The organism is Paenibacillus vandeheii, from assembly GCF_030433635.1.
Classification (GTDB): domain Bacteria; phylum Bacillota; class Bacilli; order Paenibacillales; family Paenibacillaceae; genus Paenibacillus; species Paenibacillus vandeheii.
The window spans coordinates 191,609-213,185 of record NZ_JAROCD010000004.1 but is presented as its reverse complement, the minus strand read 5'-3'; the positions used below and the strand labels follow the sequence as shown (position 1 = coordinate 213,185).

22 protein-coding genes are annotated in these 21,577 nt (G+C 47.6%); 12 read left to right on the top strand and 10 right to left on the bottom strand.

All coding sequences use genetic code 11. The features are described from left to right. Entirely contained in the window at window positions 1-846 is an 846-nt protein-coding gene (locus P5G61_RS08985; RefSeq protein ID WP_301246142.1) for an aldo/keto reductase, read from the bottom strand. Window positions 847-1,049: 203 nt separating this feature from the next. Beyond that, window positions 1,050-2,249, bottom strand: coding sequence for an MFS transporter (locus P5G61_RS08980; protein ID WP_301246141.1), 1,200 nt, complete (start codon window positions 2,247-2,249; stop codon window positions 1,050-1,052). Window positions 2,250-2,410: 161 nt separating this feature from the next. Between P5G61_RS08980 and P5G61_RS08975 the strand changes: the two genes are divergently transcribed. From P5G61_RS08975 to P5G61_RS08965, 3 genes are all read left to right on the top strand, one after another. Then, window positions 2,411-2,806 carry a winged helix-turn-helix transcriptional regulator gene (locus P5G61_RS08975; protein ID WP_024629739.1) on the top strand — a complete coding sequence of 132 codons (396 nt, stop codon included), beginning with the start codon at window positions 2,411-2,413 and terminating at the stop codon, window positions 2,804-2,806. Continuing rightward, window positions 2,803-3,480 (top strand): TIGR00266 family protein, encoded by a 678-nt coding sequence (locus P5G61_RS08970; RefSeq protein WP_024629740.1) that lies wholly within the window; start codon window positions 2,803-2,805, stop codon window positions 3,478-3,480. Before P5G61_RS08975 ends, P5G61_RS08970 begins: the two co-directional genes overlap by 4 nt. Window positions 3,481-3,577: 97 nt before the next feature. Then, complete coding sequence (locus P5G61_RS08965) at window positions 3,578-4,039, top strand: MarR family winged helix-turn-helix transcriptional regulator (RefSeq protein WP_301246140.1); 462 nt, start codon at window positions 3,578-3,580, stop codon at window positions 4,037-4,039. Window positions 4,040-4,190: 151 nt separating this feature from the next. On the opposite strand, the gene P5G61_RS08960 is transcribed toward P5G61_RS08965, so the two are convergent. After that, window positions 4,191-5,165, bottom strand: a complete 975-nt coding sequence (locus P5G61_RS08960) for an aldo/keto reductase (RefSeq protein WP_301246139.1) — start codon at window positions 5,163-5,165, stop codon at window positions 4,191-4,193. A 113-nt stretch (window positions 5,166-5,278) separates the two neighbouring features. Between P5G61_RS08960 and P5G61_RS08955 the strand changes: the two genes are divergently transcribed. The 3 genes from P5G61_RS08955 to P5G61_RS08945 all read left to right on the top strand — a co-directional run bounded on the left by P5G61_RS08955 (window position 5,279) and on the right by P5G61_RS08945 (window position 9,324). Then, window positions 5,279-6,310 (top strand): LCP family protein, encoded by a 1,032-nt coding sequence (locus P5G61_RS08955; protein ID WP_301246138.1) that lies wholly within the window; start codon window positions 5,279-5,281, stop codon window positions 6,308-6,310. Window positions 6,311-6,503: 193 nt separating this feature from the next. After that, window positions 6,504-9,086: a DUF2339 domain-containing protein gene (locus tag P5G61_RS08950; RefSeq protein WP_301246137.1), complete on the top strand. Its 2,583-nt coding sequence runs from the start codon at window positions 6,504-6,506 to the stop codon at window positions 9,084-9,086. A 76-nt stretch (window positions 9,087-9,162) separates the two neighbouring features. Continuing rightward, window positions 9,163-9,324, top strand: a complete 162-nt coding sequence (locus P5G61_RS08945; RefSeq protein ID WP_301246136.1) for a hypothetical protein — start codon at window positions 9,163-9,165, stop codon at window positions 9,322-9,324. A 162-nt stretch (window positions 9,325-9,486) separates the two neighbouring features. Here P5G61_RS08945 and P5G61_RS08940 read toward each other — a convergent pair whose 3' ends face one another. Further along, complete coding sequence (locus P5G61_RS08940; RefSeq protein WP_301246135.1) at window positions 9,487-9,642, bottom strand: hypothetical protein; 156 nt, start codon at window positions 9,640-9,642, stop codon at window positions 9,487-9,489. A 222-nt stretch (window positions 9,643-9,864) separates the two neighbouring features. Between P5G61_RS08940 and P5G61_RS08935 the strand changes: the two genes are divergently transcribed. Beyond that, the gene (locus P5G61_RS08935; protein WP_024629750.1) at window positions 9,865-10,536 is read left to right on the top strand and encodes an FHA domain-containing protein; all 672 of its coding nucleotides are present in this window, start codon (window positions 9,865-9,867) and stop codon (window positions 10,534-10,536) included. A 157-nt stretch (window positions 10,537-10,693) separates the two neighbouring features. Next, the gene (locus P5G61_RS08930) at window positions 10,694-11,272 is read left to right on the top strand and encodes a class I SAM-dependent methyltransferase (RefSeq protein ID WP_301246134.1); all 579 of its coding nucleotides are present in this window, start codon (window positions 10,694-10,696) and stop codon (window positions 11,270-11,272) included. 306 nt (window positions 11,273-11,578) lie between these two features. Here the strand turns inward: P5G61_RS08930 and P5G61_RS08925 are convergent, their stop codons facing one another. From P5G61_RS08925 to P5G61_RS08915, 3 genes are read right to left on the bottom strand one after another with little or no spacing between them, the layout of a single operon-like run. Next, window positions 11,579-13,906, bottom strand: a complete 2,328-nt coding sequence (locus tag P5G61_RS08925) for a carbohydrate-binding domain-containing protein (protein WP_301246133.1) — start codon at window positions 13,904-13,906, stop codon at window positions 11,579-11,581. A gap of 22 nt (window positions 13,907-13,928) precedes the next feature. Beyond that, window positions 13,929-14,612 (bottom strand): DUF4956 domain-containing protein, encoded by a 684-nt coding sequence (locus P5G61_RS08920; protein ID WP_024629755.1) that lies wholly within the window; start codon window positions 14,610-14,612, stop codon window positions 13,929-13,931. Next, the gene (locus tag P5G61_RS08915; RefSeq protein WP_301246132.1) at window positions 14,605-15,423 is read right to left on the bottom strand and encodes a polyphosphate polymerase domain-containing protein; all 819 of its coding nucleotides are present in this window, start codon (window positions 15,421-15,423) and stop codon (window positions 14,605-14,607) included. The genes P5G61_RS08920 and P5G61_RS08915 overlap by 8 nt, the downstream gene beginning before the upstream one ends. Window positions 15,424-15,674: 251 nt before the next feature. On the opposite strand from P5G61_RS08915, the gene P5G61_RS08910 reads away from it, so the two are divergent. The 3 genes from P5G61_RS08910 (at window position 15,675) to P5G61_RS08900 (ending at window position 18,022) form a co-directional block, all read left to right on the top strand. Continuing rightward, entirely contained in the window at window positions 15,675-16,352 is a 678-nt protein-coding gene (locus tag P5G61_RS08910; RefSeq protein WP_063567761.1) for a response regulator transcription factor, read from the top strand. After that, window positions 16,352-17,653, top strand: coding sequence for a sensor histidine kinase (locus P5G61_RS08905; protein WP_301246131.1), 1,302 nt, complete (start codon window positions 16,352-16,354; stop codon window positions 17,651-17,653). The genes P5G61_RS08910 and P5G61_RS08905 overlap by 1 nt, the downstream gene beginning before the upstream one ends. 117 nt (window positions 17,654-17,770) lie before the next feature. After that, entirely contained in the window at window positions 17,771-18,022 is a 252-nt protein-coding gene (locus P5G61_RS08900) for a hypothetical protein (RefSeq protein WP_029880845.1), read from the top strand. A 255-nt stretch (window positions 18,023-18,277) separates the two neighbouring features. Here the strand turns inward: P5G61_RS08900 and P5G61_RS08895 are convergent, their stop codons facing one another. Then, window positions 18,278-19,045 carry an SDR family NAD(P)-dependent oxidoreductase gene (locus P5G61_RS08895; RefSeq protein WP_301246130.1) on the bottom strand — a complete coding sequence of 256 codons (768 nt, stop codon included), beginning with the start codon at window positions 19,043-19,045 and terminating at the stop codon, window positions 18,278-18,280. 196 nt (window positions 19,046-19,241) lie between these two features. Between P5G61_RS08895 and P5G61_RS08890 the strand changes: the two genes are divergently transcribed. Then, entirely contained in the window at window positions 19,242-19,880 is a 639-nt protein-coding gene (locus P5G61_RS08890) for a TetR/AcrR family transcriptional regulator (protein ID WP_301246129.1), read from the top strand. Between the two features lie 18 nt (window positions 19,881-19,898). On the opposite strand, the gene P5G61_RS08885 is transcribed toward P5G61_RS08890, so the two are convergent. After that, window positions 19,899-20,411, bottom strand: a complete 513-nt coding sequence (locus P5G61_RS08885; protein WP_024629762.1) for an acyl-CoA thioesterase — start codon at window positions 20,409-20,411, stop codon at window positions 19,899-19,901. 207 nt (window positions 20,412-20,618) lie between these two features. Next, the gene (locus P5G61_RS08880; RefSeq protein WP_024629763.1) at window positions 20,619-21,242 is read right to left on the bottom strand and encodes an acetate uptake transporter; all 624 of its coding nucleotides are present in this window, start codon (window positions 21,240-21,242) and stop codon (window positions 20,619-20,621) included. Window positions 21,243-21,577: the final 335 nt, after the last annotated feature.

Here is a 21,577-nt window from a genome sequence, read left to right as displayed (position 1 = left end):
TTAAAAATCAAAGTTGTCCGGGTCAGGTCCAACGCGAACGTCTTCGTTCAGGGCGCTAATGCGATCCATCTCATCATTGGACAGTTCAAAGTCGAATATGGAAGAGTTCTCTACAATGCGTTTTTCTTTGGTGGACTTAGGAATGGTGATGACACCGTTCTGCAAGTCCCAGCGCAGGATGACTTGTGCTACCGATTTACCTTTCGCAGTGGCAATCTCGGTCAGAACCGGATTGTCCAAAAGTTGACCCTGCATCAGCGGGGACCATGCTTCGAACTGAATTCCATTGTTTTCACAGAACGCTTTAAGATCGACTTGAGTCAGACGAGGGTGGTACTCCACCTGATTAATCATTGGTTTCACTTCAGCATCCTGCATCAGATCTTCAAGGTGATGGATCTGGAAGTTGCTGACGCCAATAGCTTTGACGCGGCCTGCTTTGTACAGCTCCTCCATCGCTTTCCATGCACCTTTATATTTACCTGCCTTTGGCCAGTGAATCAGATACAAGTCCAGGTATTCCAGTCCCAGTTTGTTCAGTGATGTCTCATAAGCAGCAAGCGTCTCCTCGTATCCGAGGTCTTCGTTCCACACTTTGGATGTGACGAACAGATCTTCACGCTTCAAATTATTTTCTTCTAGCGCCTCGGCAATCGCTTGACCTACACCCGATTCGTTGCCATAGATAGCGGCTGTATCAATGCTGCGGTAACCGTGAGCAATGGCTTGTTTAACAGCCTCGATTAATTCAGCTCCTTCTTCTACCTTAAATACGCCAAGTCCGAACCAAGGCATATGAACACCGTTATTTAAAGCTACTGTGGATTGTAAATGTTGTGCTGTCATGTGAAGTCCTCCTCATAGTATGAACCAAAATAATAGTAATGATGTAAAACGATAAATCCTGTTGTTCTTCATTAAGTCATAGTAGATTAAATTCGAATTAACGTATTATACTAGATTTACAATAAAGGGGAAACCGGTTCCGGATGATTGCTTTAACACTGGAATGATGCATGGTTTAGCCTGTTGCTCTGACTGAGCCTGTCTTACGTCTCGGATGGAGAATACGGATCTTTACGATCAAGCGCTCTTGCCCAACCTGTCAGAAGAACGGCTACCAGGACCATAATTGCACCCACCCATGTGGTATGAATCAGACCGATGGAGTCCGTGATTACGCCGCCCAAATAGGCACCGATGGCGATCCCTGCGTTAAATGCCGCGATGTTGAAGGCGGACGCCACGTCTTTGGCCTGCGGTGCATAACGTTCTGCTAGCGTCACGACGTACATCTGAAGCCCTGGCACATTCATGAAGGCAAGCAGACCCATCCCTAGAATGGTGATTAATGCTGCAAACTTGAATGGAACGGTGAAATACAGGATGCCCAGAATGATGGTCTGAATGATAAACATATAGAACAGTGCTCGGAGCGGATTGCGGTTGGCCGCTTTTCCTCCGATAATATTACCGATCGCAATGGCGATTCCGTACAGCAGCAGAATTCCCGCGACTGTTTTGTCGGAATAACCGCTGATGTCATGCAAAAGTGGGGACAGGTAGGTGAACACGACAAACGTTCCGCCATATCCCACAGCGGTAATGGCTAAAGCCAGCAGTAACCGTCCGCCTGTTACCAGCTTCAACTGTTCGCGGAATGCAGTCCGCTTTCCGCGTTGCAACGTGGAAGGTACAAGAATCATGTTACTGATGAAGGCAATAACACCGACGACAACGATAAGAATGAAAGCTGCGCGCCAGCCCCAGTTCTGACCGATGAGTGTTCCCAGGGGTACACCGGTTACCGTAGCGATGGTCAAGCCGGAGAACATAATGGCAATGGCGCTCGCCCGGCGGTTTGCAGGAACCAGGTCTGCCGCAATGGTGGAACCAATGGACATGAATACGCCGTGTGCCAGAGCGGAGACAATTCGCGCAATGAGCAGCATGGTAATTCCGCTCGATAGCGCAGCCATGGTGTTACCCGCGATAAAAACGACCATAATGGCAAGCAGCAGTGTCTTGCGTGACACCGTTGACGTTAGTGAGGTTAGAATCGGTGCCCCGAAGGTTACACCTAATGCATATAAAGTAACGGTCAGTCCCGCCGTCGTTACGGAAATGCCCAGGTCATCTGCAATAAGGGGCAGTAATCCAACGCTGATAAATTCAGTGGTCCCGATGGCAAACGCACTGATTGCCAGCGCCAGCAGTGCCCAGGTACTGCGTTTTGAGTCTTGAATCATTTCTTGTTCAACTCCTAGAATGTAGATTTACTTACCGGCAAATGCTATTATGAGTTATTCGACATAAAATGAATAGTACGTACTTTTTAGTACCCTACGTACTTTTTAGTGCCTATATAGCATTTGTTTTTATAAATTAGAATTCCGGGAGGATATTCAGCATGATCAGAAAGAAATATAATATTTCCGTTGAAGCGACGCTTGAAGTCATCGGTGGCAAGTGGAAATGCGTCATCCTCTGCCATCTGACACATGGGAAGAAACGAACCAGTGATCTGAAGCGTATTATGCCCGCAATTACGCAAAAGATGTTAACACAGCAGCTCAGGGAGCTTGAGGATGACGGGATCGTGAACCGTATTGTCTATAACCAGGTTCCTCCCAAAGTGGAGTATGAACTGAGTGAATATGGCCGAAGTTTGGAACCGATTCTGAACGCCCTATGTAACTGGGGAGATCAGCATATTATTAAGGAATACGGAGACAAATCCTCCGTGTTGGAGGATAATGGGCTAAATGATTTTAACACGGACAACAAGGAGCTGATGAAGCCATGAACTATGAAATTCTATATGATGGTGCATTTGCGATGCTTAAGGTGCAATTGCAACGGGGAGAACGGTTCAAGGCGGAAAGCGGGGCCATGGTATCCATGACACCAACCGTTGATTTGAAGGGATCTGCTGAAGGCGGCATGTTTGGCGGAATCGGACGGATGCTCAGCGGCGAGAAATTCTTTTTTCAGGAATTGACGGCTGCAGGGGGATCTGCAGAAATTCTGCTCTCGCCATCCAGCATGGGAGATGTGGAGGCGGTTGAACTGGATGGTTCCTATTCGCTCTACGTACAGAAGGATGGATTTCTGGCTGGAACGGAAGGCATTCAGGTGAATACCAAAATGCAGAACCTGAAGAAAGGTCTCTTTTCTGGAGAAGGTTTCTTTATTATAGAAATCAGTGGTCGAGGAACCGTGTTCCTGTCTTCCTACGGTGCCATCCATGCCATCAATCTGGCTGCGGGTGAAGAAGTGATCGTGGATAATGCTCACTTGGTCGCATGGCCGAGTTATGTGGATTATCGCATTGAGAAAGCATCCCAAGGCTGGTTATCCAGCGTGACGAGTGGAGAAGGATTGGTATGCCGATTCCGGGGTGAAGGTACCGTATTAATTCAGAGCCGTAATCCGCATGGATTTGGCCAATGGGTGAAGCAATTTATTCCTTCACGCTAATGTTTCCCATTGCAAATGTACAACGTTGAAACACGTCGGTTCCAACATTCGTTATAAGATAGATGAAGCTTAAGGTGTAATGATGGAGGTATATGAAATGGAAAGCTCACGGTATAAAAATGCTCAGGAAAGCCCGGGGTATCTGCTATGGCAGGTGACTACGATGTGGCAAAAGGAAATACGCAAGGTGCTGGAGCCTCTGGAATTAACCCAACCCCAATTTGTATTATTGCATGCCTGTGTGTGGCTCAATGAACGCGACACTGAGGGCAAGGGAGTAACCCAAGTCCAGCTAGCGCATTTTGCCAATGTGGATGTTAATGTTACTTCTCAAGTTCTCCGTGCTCTTGAAAAGAGAGAGTTGATCACTCGCAAGCGTCATCTTACAGATACCCGTGCGAATATTATTACAACAACGCCGGAAGGAACCCGCTTGGCACTTGAAGGTATTCATCTAGTTGAAGCCGCCGACAAGGTGTTCTTTGATGTGTTAAGTGGTCGCAAGGACGAATACATGGAAATCATGCAGGAATTTATCCGACATAAAACAGATGTTTAGTTCATAGAACGATTTTTTCTATGCTTTATTAGACTACAGTGTGTAGTGAAGTTGGAAGTTGTCATGTTAATCTAATTCTGATTTTCTTATACAAAAGTTGAAATAACCTCCCTGACTTTTTAGCCGGGAGGTTATTCCTGTTGCTTCAATTTCAATCTATCCGATATGTGGCAAACGGCTTACCATAGCGAAATGAGTCGCTGAGTTGATCGAGCTCGGCGATCATGTCATCGCTTAGTTTCATGTCCAGGCTGGCCAGATTATGCTCCAGCTGTTCTGTACTCGTTGCCCCAACGATAACCGTCGAAACAGCAGGGCGTGATAGTAACCATGCAAGCGACAGGACGCTGGGGGAGCATCCGTACGACGATGCCTTTTCACTGACCTGCTTCCCCAGTTGAATATTGTGTTCCAGCAGAAAACGGTTGAAGGCGGGATCGGTAACCGCCCTGGAACCGGTAGGTATGCCTGCTTCACCATTGTATTTTCCGGTTAGAATGCCACCGGCCAGCGGGAAATACGGAATGATGCCAACGCCCTGATCAAGGCACATCGGTACAAGTTCAAGCTCAGGTGTGCGATCAGCCAGCGAGTAGCTGGTTTGGGTTGAGATATAACGTACATAGCCTTTCAGCTCGCTGGTGCCAAGAGCTTTCATCAGCTCCCAGGCTGCATAGTTGGAAGCACCGATATAGCGGACTTTGCCGGAAGTGACCATATCATCCAGTGTGCGCAGGGTCTCATCCAGCGGTGTGTGCGGATCAAAGGTATGGATCTGATACAGATCCACATAGTCCGTCTGCAGACGCCGCAGGCTATGCTCAAGCTCTTGCTGCAGATGATAGCGCGAGGAACCGCGCCCATTGGGACCGTCATGCCGGGGGAGTCCGGCTTTGGTCGCAAGCACAGCGTTTTCCCGTCGACCTGTCAGGGCCTGTCCGATAATCCGCTCTGATTCGGTTCCGGCGTAGATGTTGGCGGTATCGATAAAGTTGATTCCCTGATCCAGTGCCGCATGAATAATGCGGGTTGAAGTTGGGTCATCCGCCCGTTTACCAAAGGCATTGGTGCCGAGTCCAAGTGCGGAAACGCGCAGACCGCTATTCCCCAAACGTCGAAATTCCATCGTTCATCGCTCCTTCTGTATCATTTCTTGTATAGCAGATTATAACGTAATCTATTGAAAACGTGTTATTAATATAGTTAAATGATTTTAAGACCGTTATTAAAGGAGATATGATGGAAAACAGTGCCGCACATTTAACTAGACGGAAGCCGAAGAAACCGAAGAAGAGATGGAAGAAACCTTTGATTATCATCCTGAGTACTTTAATTGTGCTGGGGGGACTCGGATTTATCTATCAAAAGCAACTCGTTGTGTTTGCATTTAACCTGTTTGCTTCGGATACCGTAAAGGAAACGCTCGATGAATCCTTCAAGCCGGTTGGTGATAAGGATGCACCCGTTGTAGAACATACCGATCCATTCTCGCTGTTGTTGCTGGGGATTGACCAACGGGATAACGAACCAAGCCGCTCGGATACCATGATCTATTCTGTTGTGCGTCCGGAAGAAAATAAAGTGCTGCTGCTGTCGATTCCACGTGACTCTTATACCGATATTGTCGGCCGGGATGTGAAATCGAAGATTAATTCAGCCTATGCGCATGGTGAAGCCAAGATGGCGATGGATACTGTGGAGCATCTGTTGGAAAACAAAGTTGATTTCTATGCCGCGATTAATTTTAACGGACTCAAGGATATTGTTGATGCGGTTGGCGGTGTTGAATTGCCGATCAAGAAAAATATTGAAAACAAGATGAAAGCGCATGAGAAGCTGTTTGTGGAAGCGAACAAACCGATCTATAGCGGCGAAGAAGCGCTGGGCTATGTGCGTTACCGGGAAGATTCCGATTTCAATCGGACGATGCGTCACCGTCTTTTCCTCAGTGCCTTCATGAATCGTGCGCTTGAGGTCAAAAATCTGACCAAGATCCCGGACGTGATCCAGATTGCCGGATCGAATTTTACAACCAACATGAACTCGGACTTCATTGTGAAGTTTGCCGAGTCACTATATATGAAAGACACCACACCAACAATCAGCAATTACATGCTGAAGGGTGAGGGCGCAACGCGCAGCGGAACATGGTATTATGATTTGTCAGAGAGTGATCTGCAATATGTGCGGACCCTGCTTGCTAACTGGCTGGACCCGGATGCCACCGAGATAATGGAGCCGGAGACGGCGGATCCGAAAGATCCGGCGTGAGCATCGGAGGTACAGTAAGATTACCCCAAAGCTGAGTACCTATGCAGAATCAATATATTTTCTATGAATGAGAGCCCGGGAAGATGATGCTTCCGGGGCTTTTTGTTGTTATCTATTCTGTTAACCCCATTTTATGGCATACATATAGTAAAATATAGGAAATGAATTAAACATCAACCAACGGAGGAAGCTCATGAACGAGTTCAAGGATCGGCTTCACCAGGTTCAGGAGCAGCAGAAGCAGCTGGTAAAGGAATACAATGCGCTGCTCCAGGAGTATCAATCCGATGATCTGATCGTGCAGAATGAACAACTGCGAGCGCAATATGAAGCGCATCAACTCAAGCTGCAGCAGCTTGAAGCACGTACACGCAAGATGGAGGAAGAGAATGCCCGTCTTCGCATGGCGTTGTCCGAACAGATGCTGGATGAGAAATTGAATCTCATTCGTGTATCCCAGGAGAAGATGGAGACGTATTTTCGAGGAAAGACGAGCGTACATAATGATCGACTGGCGGCGCATGAACATCGTGCCAAAGTGAATTTGAATGCCATATTCAACAGGGCTTCAGAGGAACTTCAGAGCGACGCCACCGAGATTAAGGAGAGAATTGATGAGCTGGCTGCTGAGGTGCAGGAACGAATTGAGCAGCACAGACAGACCCTGTGGGAGAGAGAAGAGGCACTGCGCGGGCAGATGCAGCAGGGATACGAGCATATGGCGGAAGAAGGCTTAAGCGAAGAGACCATTCAGCGGCGTATTCGCCAGAACCGGATGGAGATGAAGATTGGCCTAAGCTGGATCAACAAGGTCGCCATTCTGCTTATCATTCTTGGCGTTGGAGCGGCGTTTCAATACTCCTACGCAACCTGGTTCAACGATGAGATGAAAGGCGGAGCATTCTTCCTGCTCGGTGCACTCATGCTTGCCGGGGGTGAATGGCTGTTCCGGCGCAAACGGCAGACGTTCGCGATGGGGCTGCTGGGAGGCGGGATTTCTGTTCTGTTTGGCTCGATCTTCTACAGTTACTTTTTACTGCATATGATCGGGTTATATACGGGACTTGCCTTGTCGGTGCTAGTTTCGGCGTTATCCGTGCTGCTATCGTTAAGGTATCAATCCCGGACGATCTGCTCCCTTGGCTTGGTTGGGGGGTATCTGCCGTTAATTTCCTACATGGTTTACTTCGGGCTTGAAGGTTCGGCTGTATATGTTGCGATGATCTATTTGTTGCTGCTGAACGGAATTATTGGGTTTATTTCATTTGGTAAACGGTGGCCGATTGTGCATTATATCAGTTTTCTGTTCAACACACCGTCCATGCTCATCCTGTTATGGCTCTCACCAAGTGAGAAGGTCGGCATGCTGTATTCCGTTGTGACATTTGCTTTATATCTCGGCATTACACTGGCGTATCCCTTCAGACATCGGGTGAAATTAACGTGGTGGGACTTCGCACTGCTGGCCATGAATACAAGCATCAGCTGCCTGATGTTGTATGTATTGTTCGATGCAGCGGGATGGAATGACGCACAGGGCTTGCTTGCTCTGATTTTCGCTCTGGTTTATCTCGGGCTCGCCCGATTTGTACAGCAGAGGATGCCGCAGGAGAAGCAGACCCGTCTATTGTTCTACGTCACTTCCCTGACCTTTGCGATTCTGATTATACCGTTCCAATTTGGGGCAAAGTGGCTGTCCATGGGCTGGCTGATTGAAGGGGTTCTGCTGGTTACGCTCGGACATTTGAAGCGATTCAAGCTGGTAGAGCGTGCCGGATGGGGAATCGTGCTGCTGTGTATCTTCACCTTTGTGTACTATGACGTTCTGGTGCTGTTCATCATGGGGGAGCAATCGTATTTCATGCTAAAATACTCCTGCATCACGCTGGGCGCGCTGCTTATTACACTGTATTACGCCCTGGATCGCAATGGCTCTTTGTCCCAGGAGAAATACCACTATAGCCTGACAGAACTCGGCTTCCTGAATGCATTCAAGTACATCACACTCGCCAATCTGTGGATATACGTGCTGTATGAATCGAATGAATTGTATATGAAAGCCGTCGATGACTCATTCCTGTTATACCTGTTCTACAAGTGGCTGATGTTCGCTGCCTTGACCATTGCCATGGCGTATGGATTGGGCAAAGTAAAGCTGCTGCGTGATCGGATTGTTCAGTATTATGTCATCTTCCTGCATGCCGTAGGCTGTTGTATCGCACTGGCGGTAACGCTGTCCATGCCGGCACTTCAGCCGGATGTTCAGCAGCATACCGCAGCTGAAATTGTTGGCTTGCTCGTGTTGATCATCTTTAACGTGGGCGTGTTCTTTGCAGGAAGGGATCTGCTGATTGCGGCAATCCGCGGGCAGTTCAAGAGCATTGAGTGGTATCCGGTGATCGCAGGGGTTTATCTACTGGGTGTCATCACTGTATTCCTGACGATTCAGTTCCAATGGGGAGATATTGGGTTACTGTTCAGCCTGATCTATCTGCTGCTTGCGATCCTTTACATTGCCTATGGTTTCAGGAGAAAATATGTGATGATTCGGCGCCTCGGTCTGGGCCTGACGTTGTTTTCCACCGGGAAAATGGTGTTCTATGATGTGGGACTGCTCACATCCGGCAGCAAGATCATTGCTTATTTCAGCTTTGGCATACTGCTGCTTGGGATTTCCTATCTGTATCAGAAGGTGTCGAGCCGGATGGACGAAATACAGGCCAGAGAGACCGAACTGCCTAATGATTTGAATGAGCCAGAGGACGAAAAAAACTAATCTTAGGATAGCCGATGCAGCATTCACCATATTTTGGGGAGGGACAGCACATGGGATTTGACCTGAGTATCATGTTATGGCAGTTGTTATGGATTGCTGGTCCTATAGCTCTCATTGTGTATGGCTGGAGGAAATTTGGCATCAGGAAAAAGCGCCGCTGAAGACAGGTAATTCCGCAGCAACATCACTTTTGAAAGAAGTCATGATCCGGTTAGCTTATCAGTATGCATATCCATAAATAAGCATTGAAATGAGGCTCTTGAGCGCTACTTTTTAGCGTCCAGGGGCCTTATTCTGATGAACGGATTAGGATCTGATCCTCATCTAACATGGCATGACCCAGCATAAGATGACATTCGTGAAACGTTTTTTGTGGTGATCACGTTATAATAGAGTATACTTACGGCTGGGTGTTCAGTTGCAACCATGAAGTTTCGGTTGTGGTGGTGCCTTTAAGTGACTCTCCGGGATTATCATTGATGCGGGAGAGCACTGTTAATGTAATAGACAGGGTGAAGGCGAGCAGCACATATATGAAAATGCTTTTTTTATTCATGGTGAGGTACCTCTCTTGTTGATGGGCTAAGGCGTGCATACGACGGTTATGAGAAAAAAGGCACAACGTCTGGTATAGTAGAGAAAAGCATATAACGATGCCTGTATACACTATATAAATTATTATGACTGCAAACAATGGAACAAATCTGATGAATTTATCATTATTTATGAACGGAACGCTCATAGAGGATAGAGTGATATTTGAAGGTGGGAGAATAACATGCGGGAGACGGCAAAAATCGTCATTCGTACGCCAGGGCAGGAAAGTGACGGTTCGTTCGCTTATGTCAGCCAGGGGCGCTCCATTACAGTGGGGCGTTATACGGGTGGAGATGAATTGGACTTGTCTGTCTACAATCAGTTGATATCGAAGCGGCATTGCCGCATTCATTATGATGAGCAGCATCAGCTGTGGATTGAGGATCTGGATAGCAAAAATGGCACGGAATTGAACGGGCAGCGCCTCGTTCCCTATGAGAAATACCCCTTTGCCGAGGGAGACAGCCTGACTCTGGTCAACGGCTTGATCCAGCTTCGCACAGAGGGAGATCTTGAAGAGACGAGAGAGTATCGGATATCCGATCTGCTGGGTGAGGGCGTGCGTTTACAGGATCACCTGCAAACCGTGCAGATTGGCGAGGTGGAGATTCCACTGTCCAAGAAGGAGTACCAGCTGTTCAAGCTGCTGTACAGTCAGTTGGATCACTTTGTGACCCGGGAGCAGATTGTCGGGCAAGTGTGGCCGGAGCGAAGCATGCTGGAGAGTGAGTCGGTAGGCATTGACGAGATTAACTCGCTGATCTACCGGACGAATCGCAAGCTGGGGGTTCATTTTACAATCAAGTCGGTCTACAAAAAAGGGGTATACATGAAGTCCCATGTACCGGATTGAATGCGTGGAATGAGCAGCAGGATGGAATGAGAGTAAACCATAATGGAATAAAAAGAAGGAAGCTTCTGCCAGGTCTTGTTTGGACCCGGAGAAGCTTCTTTTGTTATGATGAAGGTGCGATTACCACTTTTTTTATTAAATCCAAAGGGTTGAGGTTATGTTCATATTTCAATTTATACCATGGCTGATTGCTGTGGTGACACTTATATCTGTGATATCTATCGTGCTGGTCAGTTGGAAAAACGGAATCTCGCCGATGCCGACTTCTCGCCTCGTCAGGCAAACGGTCATCCGGGAGGTTAATCGTATTCCAGGCTACGGCGATGTTATTGAAGCGGGCTCCGGGTGGGGAACGTTGGCAATGGACGTGGCTAGGCATTGCCCTGGTAAACGGCTTACGGGTATTGAGAATTCAATCGTTCCCTTGTGGGTTTCCCAATTGTTTGCTTTTCTAAGTGTCCGCTTGCGGAGATTGAAGGGAAAACGCCATTCTCTGGAGGGACGGCTGCGATTTGTTCGTGGCAACATCTATACCCGTTCATATGAACATGCAGATTGTGTTATCTGTTACTTATTCCCTGGTGCGATGGATCGGCTCGTGGACAAATTCAGCCGTGAGCTGCCGCCAGGAGCAAAGGTAATTAGTGTCTGTTTTGCACTTCCAGGCAAGGTGCCCCTACGGACAATCACGTGCCGCGATACGTTGCGGACCAAGGTGTATGTGTATACGTTCTGAGCGCTAACGAACCTAGGAGAGCTTAAAAGGTGGATAATCAAGGAATGCAACGTTTAACGAACTTCAGTAACGTTATTCCATCATCATATGGGGTCAGAACCTAAAAAATCGGCCCAATCGACGAAATAACGTCTATGTGATTCGTTAGATCCCAGACCTGGACAAATGGGAGCGAATAGCGTGTACCAGGTTCTTTAGGGCAAAATAACGATAACAAGGGATGCCCCCGTCATATTTATGACTATGGGACATCCCTTGTTTTTAAATCGCTTTTTTATATAGGTTTTTATGAACTGAAGTTTTATCTTACTTCGCGGTATCCGTAGTGCCTGTTGTTCCTGTGATATCAGTTGTTGTACCCGATGTACCGGACTGCGTTCTGTTTCTACCGCCTCCAAATCCGCCTTGGCCACCGCCTCCACCAGGACCGCCCATACCTGAACGGGCGGTGGTTACACCAGATTCGTTAACCCAAGTTACATTGCTTGTGGATTGGAAGGCAACCACTTTGGTTCCACCGCTATACGTCCCGTCTGTGTAAAGTCCATCCACTGCTGTGCCAGTTGAAGTTCCGCCGGAATAGATCACGTAAGAACCGTCTTTTTTCAGATCCGGAGAGCTAACCACAACAGATTGATAATCTTTCGCTGGAGCAAAGGTCAGGATATTATTTCCTTCACTGTCTTCCACATGTACCAGTGTTCCTGCTTTTTGCGTTTCAGGATACGTCATCACAATGGTGTTTTGAGTGGATGTGTCAGATGTACCTTGCGCCATACCGGAGCTGCCGGCTGCTACCAGATACCCACCGCTCATCACGAATGTACCATCGTAGTCGAGTGGGCCATTGCCATCGTTCGTTGGACCGTTCACAAGGACGGTTCCGTCTGTCATGTAGATGGAGCCATTTGAATCCAGTCCATCGCCGCCAGCATTGACGGTGAGGGAACCGCCGTTGATATGAAGCTCACTGCTGCTGGCAGATTCACCCGGCATACCACCTGGAGCACCGCCTTGTGGGCGAGTATTGCTATTCGCGTCTGTACTTTGATTGGACTGATCTGTAGTTGATGTTGTTCCAGTCGTCTCTGTAACAGAAATGTTGGAGACTGTAGTTGTATCGGCTGCTTGAGTGCTATCATCTGCAGTGGTTGCTGCATCCGCATCAACGTCAGTTGCAGTTATTTCACCGGAAGCATTCACGCCATCATCTGATGCAGTTACATCCACATCCCCATCGTTCAGGGTGATGATTGCACCTTCAAGGCCTTCATAACTCTTGGCAATCACGATCGTTCCGCCGTTAATGGTAAGTGCCTGATCTGCATGAATGCCGTCATCACCGGATTCAATGCTGAACTTGCCGTCGTTCACCGTCACATTGTTGTTGCTGTGCAGGGAATCATCCATGGAAGCGATCGTATACGTACCGCCATTGACGGTAAGGTCAGCCCCGGCTTTAAGTGCTTTGGCACTCGTCGTTTCTTCTTCTGTTGTTGTTGTGCTTGTGTCTGCATCTGCATTGGAATCAACAGGTGCTGTTGCATTGGTCGAGCTGGATGGAGCTACGCCTGTTGCGTTCGTTCCATCATTGCTTGGCATACCGGCAGGTGGTTCTCCATCAGGTGGTGTGCCCATATCGGTTGGAGGTGTACCGCCACCCCATCCACCGCCACCGCCGCCAAATGGCCCTTCTTCTACTTTGGCTGGTGCATTGGCACTGCCGCCTCCGGTTACGATGTTATATGTGCCGCCATCGGTAACCAATGCGGTCTCCGCTTGAATGCCGTCGCTACCGCTGTTGATGTTGAATGTACCTCCAGCAATGGCAACGAATCCTTTGGTTGTATCCGTATCGTTTGTGGATTTGATGCCGTCACCTTCTGAATTAATGGTAATTGTACCGGCTTGAATCGCTACCATATCTTTACCTTTGATGCCGTCATCGGCAGATTTGACGTTGATTGTGCCACTGATGATTTTCAAATCATCCTTGCTCGTAATACCTTCATTGTAATTCCCTGTAACCGTCAGCTTGCCTGTACCATTGAACGTCAGATCTGCCTTGCTGAAGATGGCTGCATCCGGCTCATCCGTTGTATCGTCGGCATATACGTATGTCTTGCCATCGGAGACAGCATTCTCGGTTCCTTCCTCCAGCGTAATGATGGCTTTGCCCGCTTTCTGGATATAGATGGCTGCACTGTCGTTATCATTGATGGTTGCCCCGTTTAATACCAGATGTACGGTACCCTTATCTGCAACATTGACTACAATCTGTCCATCCGTAAGCTTGCCGCTAAGCACATAGGTACCCGCTGCGGAGATGGTTACCGATCCGTTTGCTGCTTTTGCACCTGATCCTGTGATGGAAGCGGTCGTACCGTTCAACTTGATCGTTGTGGAATCCGTTGCACTCCAGCTAACATTGGTATCGTCTGCATCCAGAGTGACCAGATCGGCATACTTCACCGAGGTTTGTTCACTAACGGATACGGTTTTAGTTGTCCCTGTCGTTGACACTGCGGCATTTGCGGTGCTGCTGGTTGCTGCCGGAGAGCTGCATGCTGTAACCATTGCCGTAATCATCGCGACGGACCACAGTTTGCTGCCAGTTATAATTTTCTTTTTCATATTATATCGTTCCCTTCGAATTTTAATATTCAGTGGTTGTTGGACTCATGGTTAACGAGATATCCAGATTACCGTTACGGGTACGGATCATATCGAGAAATTCTTTTTGATTGACACTTTCATGAATGTTGACGTTGTAGACCAGCTCGTACAGACTGCCAAGCTCGGTTGTTCTGATTTTTTTAAGCTCATGCACGACATTGAATTTGTGGAATACTTCGTCGAGCGCTTCTTCGTAACTCAGATTCTCGGGAATGGTCACTTTCAATGTTTTTTGCTGGCTTTTCTTCGCTCCGAAGTTGAAGCGGCTCAGGACAAACATCAGTACACACAGAATGATGGTAAACAGTACGGCATAACCGAATGCGCCTACACCGCAGGCAAGACCGGAAGCCATGGTGAACAAAACGTAAGCAATGTCTTTCGGGTCACCAGGCGCACTTCTGAATCGGATGATGGAGAAGGCACCGGCCAGGCTGAATGCACGGGCAATGTTGCTGCCGATCAGAAGAATGATAATGGCTACGATGACGGGCAAGACAACCATCGTTAGCGTAAAGCTCTGGGAGTACGTGCTTTGATTCGTCTTCATGTATGTCAGGCTGATAATGGCCCCCATAATGATGGCAAGGCCGATGGTAACGATGGCATTGCTGAAGGTCAGAGTTGTATCGGTTAGTGCGGAACTAAAGATGGAATCAAGCATACAGGACACGCTCTCTTTCTGTGATTGTTTTTTCTTGTTGGATGGATGGGTTGAAATCGGTACCCGGCAGCAATTCTCGTTCAGTCTGGTAGTTCAGATTGGTTGTTCTGGCCAGATGTCTGTACTCATTGCCATATTTCGAGAAGCCGGTGCGATAAAGACCGTGTTCGGATAACAGTTGGGAGAGCCACATCGGAACGGTTTTCTCGGCTTTGACTTCCATCAGCCAGCGCCCGTCTTTCACCAGCGGCTCACCGTAATCTCCCTGCTCCAGCTTCAGATCGTATCTGCGACTGCGGATGTTGGTATCAAAGGTGATGCGGAGATCGCGGCTGTTCTTATCGAACAGAGCCTTACGTTCATACGCCAGGTATACCTTCGGTTCGAGATCGTACAGCCGTAGGAAGTACTTAATTTCTTCGAGGACCTGTTTGTTCATGTAATCCGCCAGATCAGGTGCCTTGCCTGTCTGAACGAATTCGTATGCCTCGTCCAGCTTCAGGGCAGTTCGGCGTTTGTTCACCAGGCCAAACACTTTCTTTTTGATCTCCAGATAGACCTTCGCATTTTGTTCAGGTACTCCGTATGCCCGCAGTCTCAGCTTCTCCTTGTATTTGGGCTTGGAGAGACTGGCGCGGATCAGGGAATCCTGCGGAGTGTCGAAGTACAGGTTGCTGATGGAGTAGAACTCGTGTTTCTTGTTAAAGGCGTCCAGCTCCATATATTTCAGCAGGTCGGTGTAAAAGTTCTCGTATTGCTCATCTGTCAGGAGATACTTGCTCTCATATCGGTTGAATACTTCAATTGCCATTGGGATTCAGTCCTTTCATCCATGTTTTGTATGTTTTGTTTCCTCGTGTATTGCTTCCATGTCTGTATCTTAGAGCGCCAACCTTGAATGAATCTTAAATGATTTTACATTCCGTTGATCTTTTTTTACTTTCCTTTAATAGTCCGCGAAAAAAGTTGAATTAAGATTGATTCAAGGTTCGGTTGCTACAATCGTTGGTATAATAGATTGACATATATCGAAACCAATTCATGCAGAGGAATGAAGAACCGATGAGAATACTTATTGCGGAAGATGAGGTTCATTTGGCAGAAGCCGTATCGCAAATATTGAAAAAACACAATTACTCTGTAGACATGGTGCATGACGGGAGATCGGGTCTGGATTATGCGTTGAGCGGAATCTATGATCTATTACTGCTCGACATCATGATGCCGGAAATGGACGGGATTACCGTGCTGAAGAAACTGCGCAGCGAAGGCAATCATACGCCTGTCATTCTGCTCACAGCCAAAGGAGAAATTTCAGACAAAGTGACCGGGCTGGATTATGGAGCCGATGATTATATAGCGAAGCCCTTTGCGACGGAGGAATTGCTCGCCCGGATTCGGGCCGCTCTGAGAAGGAAGGGAGAAGTTGTTCCGGAGGATGGACTGAAGTTCGGTGACATCGAACTGAATACGACGCAGCTGAAGCTGAGTGTGCAAGGCAAGGAAATCAAGCTGAATTTGAAGGAAAATGAGCTGCTGGAACTGCTGATTACGCGCAAACAGGCCATTACCTCCAAAGAGCAGATTATTGAGAAGTTGTGGGGTTTCGATTCGGAAGTGGAGTATAACAATGTGGAGGTGTACATCTCGTTTTTGCGCAAAAAATTAACCTTCCTGAACTCTTCGGTCCGCATCAATACGATTCGGGGTGTGGGGTACGTACTTGAGGTGACGTCCTGATGTTCAAGAAACTCAGAAACCGATTTCTGATCGTGAACCTGGTATCCATCTCGATTATGATGCTGGTTGCCTTTGCCACGATCTACATGATTACGTACCAGAATGTGCAGCGGGAAACCAACATGGAGCTGTTCAAAGTATCGGATTTCTATCATGGCCCGTACAATTCCACCAAAATGCAGCGTGGAGAAGATCGGGATTCGGGAACGGGGTCCCCCCCATCTGATTCTATAGAAAACGGAGCTCCAGGGAGTGATCCGAATTCACCGCCAGGGCGTTCCGTGTCGTTCATGATCAAGACAGACACTGCATGGACAATTACGGATACGCACTCCAGATTTGATATGGACGACACGTTCTATACCGAAGCATTGCAAAAGGTGGATAAAGTCGACAACTTGGACCGGAAAACCGGTCAGTTTACGCTGGATGGGACGGACTGGGCTTATGTAATCGATCCGAGCAGCACCGGGCACATGATTGTTTTCATTGATGTGACAGCCCAGCAGGGCATTCTTACCAATCTGATCTATACGTTTGCCATCGTTGGGTTAATCATGATGATCGTTATCTATTTCCTCAGCCGCTACTTCGCCAATCGTTCCATTACTCCGGTCAAGGAAGCCTTTGAGAAACAAAAACAGTTTATAGCCGACGCCTCGCATGAACTGAAAACGCCGCTGGCCATCATTAATACCAATACGGATGTGTTACTCGCGAACCGGGAGGATACGATTGAGAATCAGGCCAAATGGCTGCATTATATCAAGTCTGAAACGGAACGTATGTCGGGACTGACCAATGATCTGCTGTATCTGACCGAAATCGACGACTCCCGTTCCACGATGATTCATGCCAAGTTCAATATGAGCGATGCGGTCGAGACGATCATATTGACAATGGAAGCGGTGATTTTCGAGAAAAATATATCCCTGGACTACAGCATTGAGCCGCAGCTCATGGTCCATGGCAACAGCGAACAGATCAAGCAGGTCATTCTGATTCTGCTCGATAATGCCGTGAAATACTCCAGAGCTAAAGGCTCGGTCAACGTATCGTTGAAGAAACAGAACAACGACGTCGTGCTGGCCGTTTCTAACACAGGAGAGGGCATCGCACCTGAACATCTGGACCGGATCTTCGATCGCTTCTATCGAACGGATGCCTCCAGAGCACGGAAACATGGTGGGCATGGTTTGGGTCTTGCCATTGCAAGGTCAATCGTGGATCAGCACAAAGGTGAGATTTACGCACGCAGTGTGGTAGGGGAAGGCGCGACATTCTACGTACGTTTATCGTAAGGATAAGGAATAAGGCATGTCTGTTAAGGGTAAACCTATGCTACAATGGCAACAGTATGTATGAATCAAGGAGCTGACTGTAACGTGACTGAAGCAAATTCATTGAATGAACAGGAAATGAAGGCATATATTGCGGAGAAGACGAAGGCAAGCGAAGCAAATATCGCTCTTGTCCTGAAGCATGAGCAAGCGTACATTAACAAGGCACATGAAAATGCCAAAGGCGACGTGGATATCGACGGTGATGATCTGGCCGACTACATCCTGAGTCGCAAAGATGTGAAGCTGGACGAACTGACCGTTGAAGGCATTCTGGATGCCGAAATGGACTATTTAATGGAAAAAGGTCTCGCAGGTTACGTGGATTAACACTTTCCATACGTTCAACGACGTAACGAATCTCAGATGCGTATTGTCTCTCTTTCCTCGATGGGCCTGTCCATTCGTAGGGATCCCAGTGAAAAAGCGTGTCTGGAGTTCGACAATGTAAGTGTAGATGTTTGAATTCAAAACAATGACCTCAGCCTCCACGTTACGGTGGATGTTGAGGTCATTTTTGACATTCATCGGGACGAGCCTTATAGGTAAGCCCCGTTACTAAGCACTCTTTTTCCCACTACCTGCTTATTGGCCCATCATACCGCCATCGACCGTATAGAGTGAAGCAGTGACATAAGAAGCTTCTTCGGACAACAGGAAGTTCATGATAGCCGCGACTTCTTCCGGTTCACCATAGCGGCCCATCGGAATGCTGGATACGGTAGCGGATTGATAATCTTCCACATTACCGGAATTAGCCTCGATTTGGCGCATCATGCGGGTATTAATGGTGCCTGGCAATACCGCGTTAACCCGTATACCATAAGGCGCAAGTTCATTCGCTGCTGTGCGGGTGAGGCCAATAACAGCATGTTTGGACATAATATAGGGAGAGACGGCTGGGGCTCCCATCAGACCTGCAAGGGAAGAGGTATTCAGAATGGCGCCTGATTTTTGTTTTTTCATGACAGGGATAATATTCTGCAAACCAAGGAAGACTCCACGTACATTGACGTTATATACAAGATCGAGGGCATCAACGCTCAGGTCTTCGATCAGTCCGGTTGGACCTTCAATCCCGGCATTGTTGGCAAAATAATCGATTCGTCCAAATGTATCCAGCGCTTGCTGCACATAGTTTTTTACATCGGCTTCCTGAGACACGTTGGCTTTCACCGCAATGACGTGTTCCTTGTCGAGTTCCAGATCCGTGATGGTTTGCTGGATGGCTTCTTCGTTCAGATCAACCAGTACCAGATTAATTTTGCGTTCAGCAAGGCGACGTGCCAATTCTTTACCGATGCCTCCGGCTGCTCCTGTAATAACGGCTGTTTGGGTATAGGATGTACTCATGAATGTTCCGCTCCTTCTATCATTAAGATCAGGTGAACTGTGAAAAAACAGTGAACCTGTCGTCTATCGTTCCTATCTCAATGTTAAGATATACATAGAAATGTGACAATCATCATTGACAACGCATATGTCAGCTATCGGACAGAGATGTAAGCGGTGTTCATTTAGGTTACAATAATGGACAGAGGAGGTGGAAATGTTGATTATCGAACACCCTCAGGATCGGAGAGCACGAAGAACGCAGGATGCTATCATTGCTGCGGCAGTTTCTTTGATATTGGAAAAGGGAGCTGAAGCCGTCACGATTCGTGACATTACGGAGCGGGCGGATTACAACCGGGGAACGTTCTATTTACATTTTCCCGGCAAACCCGAGCTGCTGCAATTTATTCTGGATGATTTCATGCAGGGAGTAGGACGAGCTTATGCTTCACCTTATGCGGAGTTAAAAGAAGTGGATATGACGGCATTGCTGCCATCAACGATGCCTGTGTTTAAATATATTGAAGCGCACCAGGACATCTTTCGAGCCTTGATGACGATGCATGGTGATATGGCTTCCCGGTTAAGTAACATGTTCCGCGCCTATTTAACAGAAGACTTCATTCTCGTAACTGAAGACAGCGAATACACCATTAATTACGATATTATGCTGAGTTATCTTGTTTCAGCAACGGTTGGCGTCATTATGCACTGGGCGGAGATTGGGTTCAAGTATTCTTCCCATTATATGGGGGAGCAGCTGACTGCACTGATAAACATCAAACCGACCCGTCTCCTGATTGAACCAGGGCAGAAGGGTCGGACGATTCATGAACGCAAGCTCCAGGACTGATTAATGTGTTCGGTTGTTTTATTCCCAGGGATAACTAACGGTGAGGAAGTCGGCGAAATTCTTACTTTCTTCCCGCCGTTGTTTCCGCATGGCCGCTCGAGCTGGAGCAGTCTCGTATAATTTCTTCTCTTCCTCCGTCTCCGGAATGATGCGAGGAACGATAAGTTTGCGGTTATTTTCATCCAAAGCAACAAAGGTGAGGAATGCGGTCGCTGCAATCTTCTTCTCCCCCGTCTTCAGATCCTCGCGGATTACCTTCACAAAAATTTCCATCGAACTTCGTCCCGTCCATGATGCGAAGGATTCCAACGTCACCGAATCCGTCGGATTAATCGGATACAAGAAATCGACCGAATCGGTGGAAGCTGTGACGGTATTGACCCGGCATAACTTGGATGCGGCAATCGATGCGATGTCATCGATGTAGGACATGAGTTTGCCGCCAAACAACGTATTATGATTATTTACATCGGTTGGGAACACTCTCGCCGTCTTAAAACAACGTGTTTCACGCACATACTTTCTCTCCACTTGATCAAACTCCGTAGGTTTAGGTATCTCTCTCATTCTTTATGGTCCTCCTGACAGTATGGCTGATGTACTCTGCAAGACTTGCTGTGTCCATCGTCTCTATATGTTAGTTCTAGTATAGTTGTCGGTCATATTCATATTCAAGTGAACCATGAATCAAAAAAACCGCCAGGCGGGACCGGCGCCCTGGCGGTTTGATGCTGTATATTAAGCCTTGGCTTTGAAAATGCCAGACGGTCCGCCAACAGGCAGGAACGTGTAGCCAAAATGAGCATTCAGTACAGAAGCGCCTGTGCCGTACAACGACACGATTCCGATTCCCATTTCAGCATAAGCAGCAATGGTATGGAAGATATGAGGAGCTACGCCGAAAGCGTCAAAGGTCAGGCCAAGGAACAGGAAGTCAATGAGAATAAAAATGATGAGCAATACTTTGTTGGCTTCAACGGCACCCAGTGTCATAAACAGGGTGAACACGAGGTATCCGGCAAAAGCAAATCCGAGCTGCTTGCCATCTGCCTGTTCCGCAAGAGTGGAGCCAAACACGCCCATTTTGATCAACCAGTTGGCACCCATGGCGAACCAGAAGAATGCGTATGCGCCGAAGGCAGTTGTACCAAATGTATTGTTGCGTTTGGAATCTTGAATACAAGCGAACAGCTGGGCAAAGGCACCGAGGAAAATCGCCCAAGGAATGGCGTAACTAAGGCCATCTGTAATGCCAAGCTTTTGGGAGGAAGCGACCAGAGTAACGATAGCCAACCCAAATAATCCCATCGCGCTGGGATCGGCGTTTATGATTTTGACTTTAGTCTGTGAATCAGTTTGCATGGTGTTGATGAGCCTCCAAATAATCAAATCAGGATGATCCGCTAGAAGCTGAACCGTCCTCTATATTTCTTAATTCGCATCCGCCTGGTCCGGACACACACATCGCCCTATTGTACCTGAATGAATTAAGTATGAAAAGGGATTTTATTACCTTTTGGAGCATTATCCGATCCCTTGTAAGGCTTGTGGTAGAGATCAAGAATGAAGAGATCGGTTTATTGGTGGAAAAAGACGGAAAATTACATGTTCATTCCCTGGAAGAAGGGATAGTATCGAGGAGTAATGTAACCGCTTACTTAAAAGTTTTACCATCGTTCTGGTTGTAATCATTCAAT

What these genes read in the sequence shown, in the direction of transcription:
- P5G61_RS08920 (WP_024629755.1), bottom strand. Translation starts at nt 14,612, where the DNA reads ATGCTTGATTCCATCTTTAGTTCCGCACTAACCGATACAACTCTGACC.
- P5G61_RS08940 (WP_301246135.1), bottom strand. Translation starts at nt 9,642, where the DNA reads ATGAATAAAAAAAGCATTTTCATATATGTGCTGCTCGCCTTCACCCTG.
- P5G61_RS08905 (WP_301246131.1), top strand. Translation starts at nt 16,352, where the DNA reads ATGTTCAAGAAACTCAGAAACCGATTTCTGATCGTGAACCTGGTATCC.
- P5G61_RS08985 (WP_301246142.1), bottom strand. Translation starts at nt 846, where the DNA reads ATGACAGCACAACATTTACAATCCACAGTAGCTTTAAATAACGGTGTT.
- P5G61_RS08880 (WP_024629763.1), bottom strand. Translation starts at nt 21,242, where the DNA reads ATGCAAACTGATTCACAGACTAAAGTCAAAATCATAAACGCCGATCCC.
- P5G61_RS08890 (WP_301246129.1), top strand. Translation starts at nt 19,242, where the DNA reads ATGTTGATTATCGAACACCCTCAGGATCGGAGAGCACGAAGAACGCAG.
- P5G61_RS08910 (WP_063567761.1), top strand. Translation starts at nt 15,675, where the DNA reads ATGAGAATACTTATTGCGGAAGATGAGGTTCATTTGGCAGAAGCCGTA.
- P5G61_RS08980 (WP_301246141.1), bottom strand. Translation starts at nt 2,249, where the DNA reads ATGATTCAAGACTCAAAACGCAGTACCTGGGCACTGCTGGCGCTGGCA.
- P5G61_RS08935 (WP_024629750.1), top strand. Translation starts at nt 9,865, where the DNA reads ATGCGGGAGACGGCAAAAATCGTCATTCGTACGCCAGGGCAGGAAAGT.
- P5G61_RS08900 (WP_029880845.1), top strand. Translation starts at nt 17,771, where the DNA reads ATGAAGGCATATATTGCGGAGAAGACGAAGGCAAGCGAAGCAAATATC.
- P5G61_RS08950 (WP_301246137.1), top strand. Translation starts at nt 6,504, where the DNA reads ATGAACGAGTTCAAGGATCGGCTTCACCAGGTTCAGGAGCAGCAGAAG.
- P5G61_RS08925 (WP_301246133.1), bottom strand. Translation starts at nt 13,906, where the DNA reads ATGAAAAAGAAAATTATAACTGGCAGCAAACTGTGGTCCGTCGCGATG.
- P5G61_RS08975 (WP_024629739.1), top strand. Translation starts at nt 2,411, where the DNA reads ATGATCAGAAAGAAATATAATATTTCCGTTGAAGCGACGCTTGAAGTC.
- P5G61_RS08945 (WP_301246136.1), top strand. Translation starts at nt 9,163, where the DNA reads ATGGCAGTTGTTATGGATTGCTGGTCCTATAGCTCTCATTGTGTATGG.
- P5G61_RS08930 (WP_301246134.1), top strand. Translation starts at nt 10,694, where the DNA reads ATGTTCATATTTCAATTTATACCATGGCTGATTGCTGTGGTGACACTT.
- P5G61_RS08915 (WP_301246132.1), bottom strand. Translation starts at nt 15,423, where the DNA reads ATGGCAATTGAAGTATTCAACCGATATGAGAGCAAGTATCTCCTGACA.
- P5G61_RS08965 (WP_301246140.1), top strand. Translation starts at nt 3,578, where the DNA reads ATGGAAAGCTCACGGTATAAAAATGCTCAGGAAAGCCCGGGGTATCTG.
- P5G61_RS08955 (WP_301246138.1), top strand. Translation starts at nt 5,279, where the DNA reads ATGGAAAACAGTGCCGCACATTTAACTAGACGGAAGCCGAAGAAACCG.
- P5G61_RS08960 (WP_301246139.1), bottom strand. Translation starts at nt 5,165, where the DNA reads ATGGAATTTCGACGTTTGGGGAATAGCGGTCTGCGCGTTTCCGCACTT.
- P5G61_RS08895 (WP_301246130.1), bottom strand. Translation starts at nt 19,045, where the DNA reads ATGAGTACATCCTATACCCAAACAGCCGTTATTACAGGAGCAGCCGGA.
- P5G61_RS08970 (WP_024629740.1), top strand. Translation starts at nt 2,803, where the DNA reads ATGAACTATGAAATTCTATATGATGGTGCATTTGCGATGCTTAAGGTG.